The organism is Vibrio sp. V30_P3S12P165 (genome assembly GCF_009904905.1).
Taxonomy (GTDB): Bacteria; Pseudomonadota; Gammaproteobacteria; order Enterobacterales; family Vibrionaceae; genus Vibrio; species Vibrio fujianensis.
Map to the genome: position 1 here is coordinate 1 of NZ_WXWH01000001.1, position 16,578 is coordinate 16,578.

The following is a 16,578-nucleotide window of genomic DNA, read 5'->3' on the forward strand; positions in this document are numbered from 1 at the left end:
TCGCATTATAGAGAACCGTTTAATCTTGGCAAGCGTTATTTAATGAAAATAGTAAAAATAATACTTAAAGGGGCATTTTTTAGCCAACCCCTTATTTATCCAATTTTATCAATACAAAGCCAACACGTTACCCACAAAGTTATGCACATTTATGCCTTTATATTCCAGAACCATGATCTTCTTTCACTTCTTCATGAAGGCCACATTCCCGTTTTAAACCGAAAAATCGAGTCTCTTCTTCATTCATTCCTGGTTTCCATTGCCGAGTGGTATGCCAGTCACCAACCGAAAGATAACCTTGCTCCCATAATGGATGGTACGGAAGGTTATTCTCTTTTAAATAGTAATGAACCTCTTTATTACTCCAGTCGATCACTGGTAAAAATTTAAAAACATTATTTTGAATTGAAAGAATCGGTAAATTGGCTCGCGATTGAGACTGCTCGCGGCGTAGGCCAGAAAACCATGTACTGACCCTAAGCTCATCAAAAGCTCGACGTAGCGGCTCTACTTTATTGATAGCGTTATAACGCTCAATACCCTTAATCCCTTGCTCCCAAAGCTTACCGTATTTAGCTTCCTGCCAAGCAGGTGTCAGCTCTGCGCTTACAACATGCAAGTTCAAGTTGAGACTTTCGGTTAATTGATCGATGAATTGATACGTTTCTGGGAACAAATACCCAGTATCAGTCAAAATAACCTGAATATCAGGTTTGATTTGCGAAACCAAATGCAACATTAATGCTGCTTGAATGCCAAAACTCGATGAAAGTACATGACTCCCTTCAAGATGTTCGAAAGCCCATGCAACGCGCTGCTGAGCGGTCAGTGTCTCAAGATAGCCATTTAACTCGGCAAGGTAGAGCGTTTGCTCGACCTTACTCAATGTTAATAGATGCTCAAGCTCGAGGGTTAAAATAGGACGCTTAGGCATAAAAATCCCTCTTAGAGATAACCACCTCTTCTATAATTCCGACACGAATAGTAAAGTCACCAAATCCTTCATCAGCATTTCGCTCATCTGCCCAACGGCCAATCAATGCATCCAGCTCTTGTAAGATCTGCCGATCAGTAATGTTCTCTTTATACATTTTAGGGATACGAGTTCCCGCTCGATTGCCCCCTAAATGAAGATTGTAACGCCCCGGTGCTTTGCCAACTAAGCCGACTTCGGCAAGCATTGCACGTCCACAGCCATTCGGACATCCTGTAACACGCAAGATAATATTGTCTTCTTTTGGTAAGCCATGCTTGCTCAGGAGATTCTCGATATCGGTGACAAACTGAGGCAAAAAGCGCTCAGCTTCGGCCATCGCCAATGGACAAGTTGGGAATGACACACAGGCCATCGAATTCTTACGCTGCTCGCTGACCTGATCATTGATTAAACCATGTAGCCGAGCGATCTGTTCAATCTCTGCTTTATCTTCCGCTGCCACGCCAGCGACAATCAGATTTTGATTGGCTGTCATACGAAAATCACCCTGATGGATCTTAGCGATTTCAGCGACACCGGTTTTCAATGGTTTACCTGGGAAGTCCAATAAACGGCCATTTTCAATAAACAGCGTTAGGTGATGCTTACCGTCAATACCTTCTATCCAACCGATGCGATCGCCACGTTCGGTAAATTGATAGGGACGACTTGGCGCAAATTGAATACCTGCACGTTTTTCAACTTCAGCTTTAAAGACCTCAACACCCACTCTATCTAAAGTGTATTTGGTTTTGGCGTTTTTACGATTAGAGCGGTTACCCCAGTCACGCTGAGTTGTGATCACTGCTGCTGCAACCTCTAAGGTTTTCTCTAAAGGAATAAAGCCAAAATCATCCGCACGGCGCGGATAGGTTGACGTATCGCCATGCGTCATCGCCAAACCGCCGCCCACCAGCACATTGAAACCAACTAATTTGCCATGCTCAGCAATCGCGACAAAATTCAGATCATTGGCATGAACGTCGACATCATTTTGCGGCGGGATCACCACTGTCGTTTTAAACTTACGTGGTAGATAGTGCTGACCTAAAATAGGCTCATCATCTTCTGTGGTTTCTACCTTTTCGCCATCCAACCAAATTTCGGCGTAAGCACGCGTTTTCGGTAATAGATGTTCACTGATTTTTTTCGCCCACTGATAAGCTTCTTGGTGCAATTCAGATTCGACAGGGTTTGAAGTACACAACACATTGCGGTTCACATCACCAGCCGTAGCAATCGAATCAATACCAATGCTATTCAGCGTTTGGTGCATCAACTTAATATTAGGCTTTAACACGCCATGAAACTGAAACGTCTGCCGCGTAGTTAAACGAATGCTGCCATAAAGAGAATGCTCACTAGCAAACTTATCTATCGCCAACCACTGCTGAGGAGTAATAATCCCTCCCGGCATACGAGCTCGTAACATCACATTATGTAGAGGCTCTAATTTTTGCTTGGTTCGTTCGTTACGAATATCGCGATCATCTTGCTGATACATACCGTGAAAACGGATCAACTGAAAATTATCCGCGCTAAATCCACCGGTAATACGATCTTGCAGATCCTGCTCGATCGTACCCCGTAAAAAATTACTTTCTCGCTTTAAACGTTCGTTATCCGAGAATGGCCCCAATACTTGGCCTAATACTTCTTGCTGTGGCGATTGTGGTTTAGTGCTCATTAGTAAACATCCCTTTGGTAACGCTTCGCTTTACGTAAATCATTAATAAATTGTTCTGCTTGATCTTTGTCTAAACCACCTTGCTGGATGGCAATCGTAATCAGAGCTTGATGAACATCTTTCGCCATATACTGAGCGTCGCCACATACATAAAGGTAAGCTCCTTGTTCAATCCATTGCCAAACTTGCTCAGCTTGTTCTAACAAACGATGTTGCACATAAACTTTTTCATGTTGATCTCGGCTGAATGCCACATCCAAACGGGTTAACACACCAGATTTAAGGTATTTCTGAAACTCAAGCTGATAGAGAAAATCTTGGGTAAAGGTGCGATCGCCAAAAAATAACCAGTTTTTCCCCGGCGCAGCCCGATTATCTCGCTCTTGAATAAAACTGCGGAAAGGCGCAATCCCGGTTCCGGGGCCAATCATAATAATTGGCGTATTATCATCTTCTGGGAGTTTGAAATGGTTATTGGCTTCTACAAAGATTTTTACCTGCTCGCCTTCAGCCAATTGATGAGCAATAAAGCTCGATGCACCACCTTGACGCAGCTCGTCATTAACCGAATATTCAACCACGGCAACGGTGAGATGTACTTCTTCATCCACTTCCGATTGGCTAGAAGCGATTGAATATAATCGAGGGGTTAATCGGCGCAGTAAACCGATCAACTGATCAGCCGACAAGGCACATTTTTTCTCTTTTAATACATCAATAATTTGCGTCTGCGCTGAATACTCACGAAGCTTGTCTTTATTTTCGACCAGTTTTTGCAACTTTTTACTGACTGACAATTCGGCATATTGACTAATAAACTGAGGGTTAGATGCAGTGATCTCATAATGGTAAACTAACGCATCATAGACAGTGCATGGCGAGCCGTCGACTGCAACCTGCTCATCACCAGTTAAACCGACCAGCGTTAAGATCTGTTGCACTAATTGAGGATTGTTCTCATACCAGACACCCAGTGCATCACCAGGCTGATAAGTTAACCCTGAATCGGTTAAATCGATCTCAATGTGTCGTACCTCTTTTCCGGAGTCACGACCGGTAATTTTTTGGCTAGTTAACAAGGTAGCCACATATGGATTTTGTTTTGAATAGCTCGCTTGCTTGGCATCAATTTGACTAAGCGGAAGCTGTACAACCTGCCCCTGATCAGAAGATAGAGCTTGTTGCACCACTTGTAGCGCTTTCGCCTGCCATTCAGCCGCGGGTTGCGCGTAATCGACATCACAATCGATGCGCTCAATAAAACGCTGCGCACCTAACTTTTCTAAAAACAAATCAAAATCTTTACCCGTTTGACAGAAAAACTCATAACTTGAGTCTCCTAAACCAATCACGCCATATTTTAAGTGCGGCAATTTAGACGCTTTTTTAGATTGTAAAAACTCATGTAAGACCAATGCATTATCAGGCGCTTCACCTTCACCATTGGTTGAGGCGACAATGATCACGTGCGTTTCTTTCGCCAGATCTTTGCCTTTGTAATCGCTGGCATCAAATAACTGCGCCTTAATACCTAACGCTTGTGCTTCGCGTTGAAGCTGCTGCGCAACCCCTTTGGCATTACCGGTTTGCGAAGCAAAAATAATGGTTAATTGGCCCTGTGGCGTCGAAGTTATTGATAGAGCTTGAGACACCGCAGCACCAACACGATTAGCCGGCGCTTGACTTAACCCCCAAAAATAACCGCTCAACCAAGCCAATTGATGCGGCGATAGTTCCGTTGCCGTTTGCTGCAGTAGTGAAAGCTGAGAGTCGTTGATTGGGCTGGCTAACGATGCCAATTCTTGTGGTAAGGTATTTCCTGAAGACATTGTCACGACGTCCTTATTCATTGCGTGACGATAGGTTAACCACTCTCGTTAATAACAAGAAAGAATAGAAGAGAATGTTTTATAACTTTTTGGAAGTAAGAAACCGTTTAATCAACTCGCCCTTCCACTCGTACCTGTTTAAATCCAACCGCCATGGCTGTTTTAGATGCCGCATCTAAATCGGAATAATGGCACTCTTCGCCATTCGCATCCGTTAATAAAACAAGCCCTCCTCTCTGGTGGCGAAACTCTACAATCCAAGCACCTTCTTCAGAAGAAGGCTCTATAACCGCTTCAATAAGAAGCTGCTCTCGATAAAGATTTCTTAATTCCGTGATCGTCATGAGGTCTCTCGCAACTGTTGCTCAATCCGTTATCTTAAGAATGGCGTATTTAGCACAAATTGCGAATGAAACGATAAAATTAGCCAGCTCTAACGAGGGTACCCAAACAACTTGTTGAAGTTTTAGGTAGAGGCACCCCGTGAGCAGCCACTAAACGTAGCCAACACTGCAGAATTTTCCAATAGAAAGGAGATGGTAATATTTACACATCTAAGTCTTGATAAGGCACTTTCGCCAACGCCTGTTCCAGCACTTCAATTCCAGAACCAGGTTTATGTGCATTTTCACTAATATAACGTCGCCATTGACGCGCACCAGGCATATTCTGGAATAGCCCCAACATATGGCGACTGATATGGTTTAAATAAGTCCCTTTACTCAGTTCAGCTTCAATGTAAGGAAACATGGCTTTAACAACCTCACTGCGTTTAATGATCGGCTCATTGCTACCAAATAAACAATTATCCACTTCGGCCAACAGATAGGGGCTTTGGTAAGCCTCTCGACCAATCATCACACCGTCAAGATAGTTCAAATGCTCTTCTGCTTCTTCCAGCGATTTGATACCACCGTTAATCGCTATCGTTAGATGAGGAAAATCTTGCTTCAGTTGGTACACACGCGGGTAATCTAACGGTGGAATTTCACGGTTTTCTTTCGGGCTAAGGCCGGACAACCAAGCTTTACGTGCATGAATCGTGAAGTTATCACAGCCACCTTTTTCACTCACAGTACGTACAAAATCAACCAGAAAGGCGTAGCTATCTTGATCATCGATACCGATACGTGTTTTTACCGTCACCGGAATATCAACAACATCTTTCATCGCCGATACACACTGCGCAACCAAGTCCGCCTCTCGCATCAGGCAAGCACCGAAACGTCCATTTTGTACTCGATCAGATGGACAACCAACGTTAAGATTAATTTCGTCATAACCACGTTCCAACGCGAGTTTGGCACAGGTTGCCAGCTCGGCTGGATTAGAACCGCCCAATTGTAGCGAAACCGGATGCTCTTCTTCATTAAACATCAAGAAGTCACCTTTACCATGGATAATGGCACCCGTCGTTACCATCTCAGTATACAACAGTGCATTCTTGGACAAGATACGGTGGAAATAGCGACAGTGACGATCAGTCCAATCGAGCATGGGAGCTACGCTAAATTTCCAACTCTTTGACACATCAATATTACTAGACAAGTCTATATTTTGCAAAGAATTATGTATTTTCTGTTCTCGATTCATTTTCAATTATTCTCAATCATTTTTCGCTATTGCGTGCCCCATATGTATCCCATAATATATGGGGCACGCATTCAAACAACTATCAAGGAACCATAGATGGCCAGCTTTACATTGGAGAAACGTAAAACTAGCAAAGGGGTGCTGCGATATAGATGTGTTGTTCGATTAAAAAAAGGTAATGAAGTAGTATATCGTGAATCTCGTACTTTCGGGAAAAAAGCCGACGCAAAAGCATGGGGGACAGCGCTTGTATCCAAACTCGAAACGCATGGCTTACCAGGCAAATCCCCGGAAGTCACTCTTCGAGAACTGATCATCATGTACTTAAATGAACCTCACATTGCGCAAAGTATTGGTCGTTCAAAACGTTACGGTCTCAACATGCTAATCGATACAGAATTAGCAAAAATCCAAGCGAACAAGTTGACCGTTGCCAACCTAGTTCAGCACTGTAAAGATCGTAATGACGCAGGGACCAGTCCTCAAACAGTATCCGGTGATATTTCATATCTTCGCAGTGTTCTTAAAGCAGCAAAGCCAGTTTTTGATATAGATGTTAACGATTCTGTCGTACAGGAAGCTTACTATACTCTTTATCAACACAATCTAATCGCCAAATCAAACCGAAGAAGCCGACGCCCTGCAACGTCAGAGTTGGAAAGACTCAAGATAGAACTTAAGAAAAGACAAGAACATCGTGCTGCCCATATCCCGTATTTAGATATTCTGGATTTTTCTATTTTGAGCTGTATGCGAATTGGAGAGGTGTGCAAAATTCTCTGGGAAGACGTGGACGAAGGAACTAGAGCTGTTAAGGTTCGAGATCGTAAAGATCCCCGTAAAAAAGGAGGGAATCATATGTGGGTTCCACTTTTAGGGGAAGCTTGGGAAATTTTGAATAGGCAGCCCAGAACAAATGACCGTATTTTTCCCTATATAAGTAAAAGCGTTTCTAGAGGTTTCGAACGTGTAAGAAATTCCCTAGGTATCCAAGATCTTAGATATCACGACCTAAGACGAGAGGGTGCAAGTCGCTTGTTTGAACAAGGCTTCTCGATTGAAGAAGTTGCTCAGGTGACAGGGCATAGAAATCTAAACACCCTTTGGCAAATTTACACGGAGCTTTTTCCAAATCGCGTCCATGAAAAATTCAATTTACTTCAAAGACAAAAGCTATTATCAGAAAAGATAGTCTAATTATCTTTAATAAACTAAGTGCATGTAACCTAGGCGTAAAGTTTGATTACTAATATTTAGATTGGAAGCAGAGATACCCTGAAAATACAATTTCAGTTCAGACAGCCCAATGCCTTTTATGCCGAGCTAAACATGAGTGACATTAAGTATAAAAATACGCAGTCACTCATGTTTAGAAAAATATGTTTACTTAAAACGAAGCGTAAAACCAATGAATTGTAGATAGCAACAATTAGCTAGATAAATTTTGTATCTACTAAAGAAAATGCTCAATAATTTGATCTACAGCTTCTTGGCTAAACTCTTCAAAATCAACTTTCTTACCCATAGCGATAAGCTGTTCTCTTGTTGGGTAGCGTAAAGTTCTTAGATCTGTGGCATTTACTTGAGTGTGGCCGTTCATTTGTCGAAAGTATTTATCAACTAAAGTACTGTTCAAAAACACCCAAAGACCTTTTGCAAGATCGTCATCTAATGGCTTACCCAATGCGTGAAAGTAGTTTGTCTTATTTTCAAAACCCACGACATCAACATCAGCAATATCAGCTGTATAGATTGACGCAACGATTCTTCGTTTCTCTTCTTTAGCTGTGAGTCTGCGAGTTAAAACGTAAGTACCATTCTTAACCATCAGATTAGCAGTGTTGTCGTTGTTTAAAATAGCGTTCGGTTTTTTCGAATTTACTATTGGCCATTCGATTGTACATTTTTGTAGATGCTGTGGAAAAATCAAAGGCACAGAACCATCAACAAACTCTGCGCTTAAATTTTCTCTAGTGCGGAAATCTACAACTTTACCTGTGCTTGCCTGTATACCAAGATCTTCTAGTGAACATGGCAAACAACCTGCCCTAGCCGCTACATTCAGCTCTTCTTCATCGGTGATGATGTGAATAAAACGCTCCGGATTGTTGTTACTTACTATTTTTTCAAATGACACTTCATAAACATACGGATTTGTATCTTCGGCGCAAGAGCTAGAAGTAACTATAACCGTGTCTCGTTGTGGTTCCCCCTTTGTTAAATGGTAAATAACGTTCTCTTGTAGCACTTTATCAGCTTTAAATGCTGATTTTCGACTGTTGAATACGTGAATTTTGTTGATGGAGCAAGAATCTAGCAATAATCTACGAAAATCGTTGAAGTATGGACCATTACAGAACGAACGTGGGGTAATTGCAACAAGCTCACCACCATCTTCCAACAGCTTGATAGCCAATCCAACAAACGCTGAGTAAAGATTACCAGTTTCAAAACCAACCTTTCGTAGTTCAGCTCGCTCTGAGCCCCCTGCTGCTATTTTTAAGTAAGGTGGGTTTAAAATAGCTTTGTTATAGCTTGGGCTGAAATTATCGCTTGATAGTAGTCCCACTGAATATTCAATAAAATCTTCTTCAACTACAGTTTGAGTCCACTGGATACCATATGAGTCACACGTATTTGAACAATGTTTTAATGTATCAGAGAGATAATGATTCATTACACTTGATAATTCAAAGCAAGTTGATTCAATGCTCACAGCATCGTTCTTAACACGCTCGACAAACGCAGCTGTTAACGAGCCTACCCCTGCACCTGCATCAAGTAAACGGTGTTCGCCTTCTAAATTCTCAAACATATCGGCGAGAAGCTTCGATACAGCAGATGATGACATAAACTGGCCCAACTTCCCCCTAAGCTTCTCGTCGAGTTTTCCATTTGCCTCAACTCGGTTCACATCCGCAATGTCATTTAAGTTAAGGGGTAGATTTTGAGCTAATTCAGCCATACATGTCTTTTTATACAGTGGTTTGTGGTACGGCAAGTATCGCAAAAAACCTGCACAAAAGGAAGAAAAAAACCTGCACATAGGTTACATTGTGGTACCTATTAGTTTAGTGGCTGATAATTAAAGAAAATGAAAGATGCAAAATTAGAACAAGCTAAAGAAATTCTCAAAGCCTTAGGATTGCCTAAGCAACAATACAATGATAGATCTGCTTGGGTCTTTCTGGCGCTTGCTAATGTTAAACCTAAAGACGATTGGAGCGCAGCAACAGCTCCGCTTCTGCCGACCGTTGATATTATGGATTTTATACGTTCTGAGTATGGTAAAGACTACAAGCCAAACTCTCGTGAAACGATTAGAAGGCAGACTTTACATCAGTTTGACCAAGCTCAAATCGTTGATCGAAACCGTGATAACCCAGCGAGAGCAACAAATAGTAAAGACAATAACTACTCATTGAATAAACCTATCATCGAGATTCTTCACGCATACCCTGACGGAAATTGGAAAAAGCTTGTTAAAAATTTCCTTGATGATGTCCCAACACTGCAAGAGATGTATGAACGCACTTTAAACAAAGAGAAGATTCCCGTTCTCTTACCCGACGGGAATGAAATTAAACTTTCCCCTGGTGCTCACAACCAACTTCACGCTGATATTGTGCATGAATTTTGCCCTAGATTTGTGGGTGATGGTGGTAAAGTCCTTTACATCGGTGATACCGCGAGTAGCCGTGATGAAGGGGGAAAGCATATGGTCCTTGAAACTGAATATCTCGAATCATTAAACGTTCCTCCTATGTCTCACGATAAGCTACCTGACGTTGTTGTTTATGATGAAAAACGTAAATGGTTATTCTTGATTGAGGCAGTAACTAGTCATGGCCCCGTTAGTCCTAAGCGATGGATTGAGCTAGAGGCGGCCTTGAAGGGTTGCTCAGTTGGGCGTGTGTACGTAACTGCTTTTCCTCATCGCGCTGAATTTAGAAAAAATGCTGCTGATATCGCATGGGAAACTGAAGTTTGGATTGCTGATAACCCTGATCATATGATCCACTTCAATGGTGATCGATTTCTTGGTCCTCATGATAACAAACCGAAGATATAGCTCTGATGTTTCTATTATTTATAAAACGCTCTTAATTTTAATGTATTTAATAAATACCATGACAAATAAAAAAGCCCTAAGAGAAAGTGTTGGGCTTTTTTAATCTTAAGAAGAATAGGATAGTCAGTAATTAATTTTTCAGTTCTTGAAGAAGGCTATCAGGATATGCATCTACTAAATCAGCCTTTACATTTAATGCTTCAAGATTAGACTTAATATTCCCAATTGTTCTTGGGATAAACTGGCTAGAATCCCCCATGACACCACGGACTAAATCTTGACCTAAATTAGCCAAGCCGCCTGACTCAATTTGAAATTGTGTGTATATATCAACATGGTAACCTTCTTTGTATTGCCATAAACACGTGTAAAACTGTGTATTTTCACCATGTTGAGACATTGATGTATCAGCAGCCTGGGCATAAACCAAAGCCCCCTCACAAGTCGGAATAGTCATGTTTCCGGCCAAAGCAGCCAAACCAGAGCTTTTGCCAAAAGGGTTGGTCAACTGAAATCTAGGGGATTCTTCTGGAAGGGGATATGGCGGGAGGTCTTCTACAATTCGAACGGATGATGTACTGGCTTGTAAAGCAGTTTTAATCGCTTTTGCCATTTCACTTGGTGAAACAGATTTGTCGACCTTGACATCATAAATCACATAACTTTTTTTTGTTTCTTTCGTTTTTGTCATTGATGTTGATTGACATCCAGCCATGAAGACCGACGCCAATAAAACACAACCAACTGCTTTAAACTTCATATATTCCTCTTTTAATAGTAACGGTCAGCAAAATTTTAATTCATTTCACAAATAGATAGAATGCAAATGCCATTAGATTGTTATCACTATCACGCTTAAAACAAAACGCTAAGCTTCCCAATTGGAAGAACGATCAGTTGACAACTTCTTAGCAACCCGAATTACCGTACGATCTGACACATTAGTCAGTTTGGCTGTATCACGAATACTCAGCTTATTGACGACTCTTAGCTGATAGATTTTTTCGTGTAGATCTGCGTCAACCTGTCGTCCTCGATATTTCCCTTCCTCTTTCGCCTTATGAATTCCTTCAGCCTGACGGCGGCGGCGATCTTGATAATCTTTTCTCGCGATAGCTGCGAGCATATCCATCATCATGCTATTTATCGCTTTGATCATCGATCCGGTAAATTCATCAGTGATTTGGGGAGAGAATGCAATATGGCTAGTTGGCAAATCCAGGCTAATCACTTTGAGTTCTTTTTCGTGCAGCATTTCTTTTAAGGTGAACCAGCTTTTCTCATCTAGGCGAGAAAGCCTGTCTATCTGTTCAATGATGATTGCATCACCTTTCGCAGCATCATCAAGTAAACGAAGAAGTTCAGGTCTTTGCAGCGAAGCTCCTGATTCATTTTCAATGTACCATCCAGCGATACGAAATCCCTTATCCTGTACAAACTTCTGTAAGGTACTCTGTGCTCGTTTTGCATTTTGGTCACTTGTTGATGCTCTAAGGTAGCCAAATATGTACATAATCTGCCCCAAGTGACATTTAAGTTATGATCTAATGCAGTGTGACATATAGGTTATGACAAATATATAAAAACTGCCACTTTTCATCTATGACCATAGAGTATACCTAAATGTCATACTATTAATCTTCTAACTTTGTGATTTTCCCCAACTCAAATGAACCATTTTCCAGCGCTTTCCATTCCAGTTCGTCTCCTTCCCCCCAATCAACTTGCTTCAATAAATCGTTTGGCAACTCAATAAATGCATCGCCTGTCTCTAAGTATTGAACGACTACACGATACCGAGCCTTCTGCTTATCCATAGTGCCTACCCTCCACTCTGAATGGGATTTTTCATAAATACGCTTTGTATATAAGAAGATCCCTCCAACAATAGCGATCACCGTTAACAAACCCATGAACCAAATCCAAAGTTCCATTATCCCTCTCCCCAAACTCTAATTACTTGCTCCAGCATCAATCAAAATTGAACTAGCACTCTCTCGTCGAATGCGTTCTAAATCGACTCCATCAAGCCTTTTGTGTGTTCTGTCTACCGCATTCAAACGAGTGCCATCGGTATTAAAAATACTCCCAGCACCAGTTAAGCTATCAAGGTCAATCGCAGATGACTCTGGAAACTTACCATTCGCCTGTAACAATCCTAACCATTCATCGAGGTTTACTTGCTCCCAGTCAACCTCAGCTAAACGATTCAAAGGAATGCCGTCACATTGAGGAGCCTTCGCAGAACCCCAACTCAAGCCCAACTGCGGTCTGATTTGTTGCTGGATAATTTTTGATAATGGCGAACTGAAACAACAGTAAGTTTGGCGCTTCTCGATACAAGCACCAAGCACTTTTGTTTTGCAATATGACCCAACCTGATGGCAACTATTCAAAGCTCTTTTTGCATTAAGCTCAAATTCTTTATCTTCACATTCCCAAACAATTTGAATGACCATCATGGCGACCACGTAAGCCGTATAGGCCGTCATAATACCATTGAGAACACTAGCCGCTGGATTGCCTATCATCTGTTCCATCATTCCCTCTGAGGCATCAATCGGAACCCCTGCGCTACCTGTTGTAGATGCATTCCCGAGAGCCTGACCTGTGATTTTAGAGACTTGATCTTTTAGTGCTTGAATAGCTTCCTTAGCAACATCTGTTATAGGTTGTGTAAAGTTATCTATCGCGCCTGTAATATTTTCCATGTAAGAAGTGAAAGGTTTCGTTATTTCGGTCCACCCAGTTATTGCAGGATCACGTATTGCCTGATACGCACCTTTTATGGCACTGCCATCTTGAAGAGAAAGAATTGCACCATCCAGTTTTGGCACTGACATGATGAGTGCTAGGTAATCTCCCATAGATAAGCCACTAGGCTTTTCACAACAATCCTGAGCGCCGCCAACCGCTACCTTACACTCGCCTTGATCACCACTAAACGCTTTACAATATGTGTTGTTCTCTCCTGTAATATCTTCACAGCTCATATCCTGAGTCATGAACTGTGCTGCATTTAACAATGCCGAAGCTCTTGCAAAATCAGCACTCTGAGTTTTGTTTATATCAAGGCAATCATCCCCCATACATCGGATTGGCCCACCACATGAATACTCGGTTTCTTTTTCTAAGCTAGGTACTTCTACATCGTAACCACAATCATATTTCTCTTCATGTACATAACAGTTACCTTGTGAGCCTCTCGCTCCATCAACACACTCTGAGCTAATGAAACCACATTGGGGGTTATCTTCGTATTTTTTACACTGCTCAATATCTTGGTAATTTTCCAGGCATTGCTCGTTGCCATCTTTATCGAACCAACAAGTTCCTTGCCCCTGGTTAAATGAGCATTCTAATTGTGAGACATCTACACGTGCAGCTAACTTAGGTACATTGGGCAGAGGCGGTTCACCGAGTAAATTATAAACAGGATCGCCTTTACATACTTGGAAGCCAGAAAGCATTACGCACGTATCATCATTAGATGGTGAAGAACTATAAGAACCCGTACAGAACTCCTCTAATGAAGCAATCCCATTCTCAATGCAACTTTGAGGTGTCCATCTATCGGAGACAACGGTAAGATTTTGCGCAAACTTTAACAGTAAAGGCCCTGAGAAGTAATCAGCTAATGGTGTACCAATGCTCTTTACTTCCCCACTGTTGTGAAAAGAAAAAAGCTCGACTTGATTTGAAGCTAGTGCAGAGATTGCTGCTGACTTATTTCCAGCGGAATCATCGTTCCCCACTAACACAAGAACCTTTCGAATATCCCCTCCACGCCATTGGTAATGATTCGCAGCCCATGTAATAGCATCAAATGGGTAAGTTGGTGCACTAGCTGCATTCACGCCATCTAGCCAAGTTTTAAAAGCGTTAAAATCCGGAGTCAATTCCACACGATTAAAGATATAATCACTGTGCCTGTAAACAGCACCTCCAAGCCTTAAATCATCACTACCATCTTGTGTTAGCAATTGAGCAAAAGCCCCTACGTTGTTCCTTAAGTCGTGAATGACTCCACCCATTGAACCTGAATTATCAATAAGAAAGACTATATCAGCTGGTTCTGCGGCAATCTCTATAGTGTGAGTGATAGCACAGTTACCTTTAGGCTTATACAGTCGGTCACATGTATAATAATCAGGCACATGTGACTTAATGGTTTTATCTTTGATAATGGTTTCAGCCGAACAATCCCCAAACCCCTCGGCTATTATGTCGATATTGTCGTACGTCTCTCGGCTAAGATTCATCAACGGATCATTGCTGAAATCGGGCTTGGACTGGTTCGTGGCATCGATCAGAACCTTATAAGCAGCTCCAGAAACTGAAGGGTTATCGCTGTTAGCATCATGCCACAGGGAGCTTTTAGTGTTGCTCCCTACATTATCCATCCCATCACTGGAGTCCCAGATATTTTTCAGTGCCTCAACATTAGGTTGTGTACCGTCTGCAAAATAGTCACTTAACGGATCATCATTCTGGCCTGATGTGCCAGGGAAAAGATCATTCACATTGATGGCTTCACCGCCGCTAAAGTGAACATTGCCAGCCTCATATGAGGGCTGCTCAAACTCTGCGGCCATTTCAAGGCCAAAATTTTGAGCTTCTCGACCAGTCTTAGCAGGATTTGTTGGTTGATTTGTATATCCGTGGGTTGGAAACAGTGACATAGTGACAATGAGCACACACGAGATAAACCTTGATGTGGGGTGATGAACCATAGATGATACCTCCATTTTCAATGGTTCATGCTATTTCAGTATTTAAAATTCTTACGCACCTGTAATTGCCCATTTAGGGTGCATTTGGCATCAAACTGTCGTAATCACTGCTTCTTTTTTTGTGCTACTAGCTTGTGGTGAGCTTAAGCAGAAAGGGCAATTCACAGATGTTCGTTGATTCACTGATGTAAAGTAATTGCACTTACAGCTAGGACATGTCTCTATCATCGCTTCACCAGACCGCAGCTCTTGGGCTAAACACCAAGCATCAGTGATGTCTAGCATCTGCCAACGAATTCCTTTTATCCCGGGCGTCTCATTTCTGATTGCACAATACATCTGGTAAGCAACATGGAGTGCATCAATGTTTATTGAACGAAGGGCTGCTTCACCAGCTATATTGTAATATAGCTGCATCAGCAAAGATGCTTCAATCTTTGACGTATGGCTGTGAATCAGAGTTGCACCTCCACGCGCAGTTCTGCTCTTCCTGAACACCTCAAGACCTTCATCCTCTAGCTCTTTGTACATCCTCCGTACCTGCTTGTAGGTAAGCCCAGTCTCTACCATGATGATTTTAGTTATGTAGCCAGCCAAAGCCATGTTCCTAGCCGTTATCCATCGGGCCAAAGAGTTTGAATTACAACTCATTGCCGCCTCCCGTAGTAGTTATTGATTGTTGATGCTTTTTTAAAATAAGGTGTGTAACTTTTTGTTCGTCACTATCCAGAATTTCTTGTACCAGCTCCGGCGAAAACCTGATCGAAAATGGAATATCCTTACTACATGCTAAGTTTCTTAGCTGGTTATCAGAAGCTCGAGACACGACCCTTGTAAGGTTGACGGACACCCCGAAAGTTTGTGCTGCAATATATATGTCTTGCTGCGAAACTTTTCCCATTAGTAACCAATATGCAGTCCCAAATCCTGCGTCAGAGGGAGGTGTTAAACAAACTTGATCGAAAGACTGCTCTAGGTGAGAAATATAGGTTTTTTCTGGCGATGAAAGCTTGAAAGACAGAATAACACCCGAGGACAAGAGCTCTAACTGATGTTTTGTTGCGCCAGCAAGCGCTTCCACTGTTTCCAGTGGAAGAGAAAATTGCTCGGAGACTTCTTTCGGATAAAGGCTGGACAGGCTTTTCAAAAGCGTCCATAGACACAGATCAAATTCAAATACGTTTTCATTGAATCGGGCTACGCCAAAACTCTTTTGAGCATGATCTATCACTTTCGGAATCAAGGAGCTGCTATTACATGTCATTGAAACACTCTCCTCTATCAGTTTTTTCTGACTAAGCTAGGACGAGCAATAAACAGTGCTGTAACCACGACCGGAAACGCTAGTGCATATAACCATTGCTTTGTCTCAATACCGCTGAATGTTACAGTTGCTGCTACACCCAGCGTATAGCTAACTCCTACCCAATAAATTAACCTCTTCATTATTTTCATCCTTTAGTAATACGACAAATTTTTCACACCCTAGTTGTTCCAAATATTTTTTAGCTGTCTCAATTTTCAATTCACGCCTACCTCCCCTTTTTGAAATAAGAATCTCAGCGTTTACTTCAATTTGAAAATAGTTTTTTCTTACCTCCCGCAAAATCACAATTTCAACTTTGTTCTGACGGAACATTTTTAATAAATCAACATGTTTCATAAATAACCTAAATATAAATTTACAC

15 protein-coding genes are annotated in these 16,578 nt (G+C 41.8%); 2 read left to right on the top strand and 13 right to left on the bottom strand.

Going from position 1 to position 16,578, the window contains the following annotated elements; all coding sequences use genetic code 11:
* Positions 1 to 157 precede the first annotated feature (157 nt).
* From CAG57_RS00005 to dusA, 5 genes are all read right to left on the bottom strand, one after another.
* Entirely contained in the window at positions 158 to 934 is a 777-nt protein-coding gene (locus CAG57_RS00005; protein WP_099610029.1) for a phosphoadenylyl-sulfate reductase, read from the bottom strand.
* Positions 927 to 2,663: an assimilatory sulfite reductase (NADPH) hemoprotein subunit gene (gene cysI, locus CAG57_RS00010; protein ID WP_161427737.1), complete on the bottom strand. Its 1,737-nt coding sequence runs from the start codon at positions 2,661 to 2,663 to the stop codon at positions 927 to 929. The genes CAG57_RS00005 and cysI overlap by 8 nt, the downstream gene beginning before the upstream one ends.
* Positions 2,663 to 4,513, bottom strand: coding sequence for an assimilatory sulfite reductase (NADPH) flavoprotein subunit (locus CAG57_RS00015; protein ID WP_202597873.1), 1,851 nt, complete (start codon positions 4,511 to 4,513; stop codon positions 2,663 to 2,665). The genes cysI and CAG57_RS00015 overlap by 1 nt, the downstream gene beginning before the upstream one ends.
* A gap of 86 nt (positions 4,514 to 4,599) precedes the next feature.
* Positions 4,600 to 4,836, bottom strand: coding sequence for a hypothetical protein (locus CAG57_RS00020; RefSeq protein ID WP_161427739.1), 237 nt, complete (start codon positions 4,834 to 4,836; stop codon positions 4,600 to 4,602).
* Between the two features lie 202 nt (positions 4,837 to 5,038).
* The gene (gene dusA / locus CAG57_RS00025; protein WP_202597874.1) at positions 5,039 to 6,085 is read right to left on the bottom strand and encodes a tRNA dihydrouridine(20/20a) synthase DusA; all 1,047 of its coding nucleotides are present in this window, start codon (positions 6,083 to 6,085) and stop codon (positions 5,039 to 5,041) included.
* 96 nt (positions 6,086 to 6,181) lie between these two features.
* Here dusA and CAG57_RS00030 point away from each other — a divergent pair, with 96 nt between their 5' ends.
* On the top strand, positions 6,182 to 7,282 hold the full coding sequence (locus CAG57_RS00030) for a tyrosine-type recombinase/integrase (RefSeq protein ID WP_039437880.1): 1,101 nt from the start codon (positions 6,182 to 6,184) through the stop codon (positions 7,280 to 7,282).
* Between the two features lie 256 nt (positions 7,283 to 7,538).
* On the opposite strand, the gene CAG57_RS00035 is transcribed toward CAG57_RS00030, so the two are convergent.
* Positions 7,539 to 9,050, bottom strand: coding sequence for an Eco57I restriction-modification methylase domain-containing protein (locus tag CAG57_RS00035; RefSeq protein WP_161427719.1), 1,512 nt, complete (start codon positions 9,048 to 9,050; stop codon positions 7,539 to 7,541).
* Positions 9,051 to 9,179: 129 nt separating this feature from the next.
* Here CAG57_RS00035 and CAG57_RS00040 point away from each other — a divergent pair, with 129 nt between their 5' ends.
* Positions 9,180 to 10,157: a BsuBI/PstI family type II restriction endonuclease gene (locus tag CAG57_RS00040; protein WP_140342720.1), complete on the top strand. Its 978-nt coding sequence runs from the start codon at positions 9,180 to 9,182 to the stop codon at positions 10,155 to 10,157.
* 130 nt (positions 10,158 to 10,287) lie between these two features.
* On the opposite strand, the gene CAG57_RS00045 is transcribed toward CAG57_RS00040, so the two are convergent.
* From CAG57_RS00045 to CAG57_RS00075, 7 genes are all read right to left on the bottom strand, one after another.
* Entirely contained in the window at positions 10,288 to 10,917 is a 630-nt protein-coding gene (locus tag CAG57_RS00045) for a hypothetical protein (protein WP_140342721.1), read from the bottom strand.
* Positions 10,918 to 11,025: 108 nt separating this feature from the next.
* Positions 11,026 to 11,670, bottom strand: a complete 645-nt coding sequence (locus CAG57_RS00050; RefSeq protein WP_140342722.1) for a recombinase family protein — start codon at positions 11,668 to 11,670, stop codon at positions 11,026 to 11,028.
* Positions 11,671 to 11,791: 121 nt separating this feature from the next.
* Positions 11,792 to 12,091, bottom strand: a complete 300-nt coding sequence (locus tag CAG57_RS00055; RefSeq protein WP_039437868.1) for a hypothetical protein — start codon at positions 12,089 to 12,091, stop codon at positions 11,792 to 11,794.
* A gap of 18 nt (positions 12,092 to 12,109) precedes the next feature.
* The gene (gene traN / locus CAG57_RS00060; RefSeq protein ID WP_148495418.1) at positions 12,110 to 14,890 is read right to left on the bottom strand and encodes a conjugal transfer mating pair stabilization protein TraN; all 2,781 of its coding nucleotides are present in this window, start codon (positions 14,888 to 14,890) and stop codon (positions 12,110 to 12,112) included.
* A gap of 90 nt (positions 14,891 to 14,980) precedes the next feature.
* On the bottom strand, positions 14,981 to 15,541 hold the full coding sequence (locus CAG57_RS00065; RefSeq protein WP_148495419.1) for a FlhC family transcriptional regulator: 561 nt from the start codon (positions 15,539 to 15,541) through the stop codon (positions 14,981 to 14,983).
* A complete protein-coding gene (locus tag CAG57_RS00070; protein ID WP_161427769.1) occupies positions 15,531 to 16,154 on the bottom strand; it encodes a hypothetical protein in 624 nt (207 codons plus the stop codon). Before CAG57_RS00070 ends, CAG57_RS00065 begins: the two co-directional genes overlap by 11 nt.
* A 150-nt stretch (positions 16,155 to 16,304) precedes the next feature.
* Positions 16,305 to 16,578: hypothetical protein (locus CAG57_RS00075; protein ID WP_237666053.1), on the bottom strand; the 274-nt coding region annotated here is incomplete at its 5' end.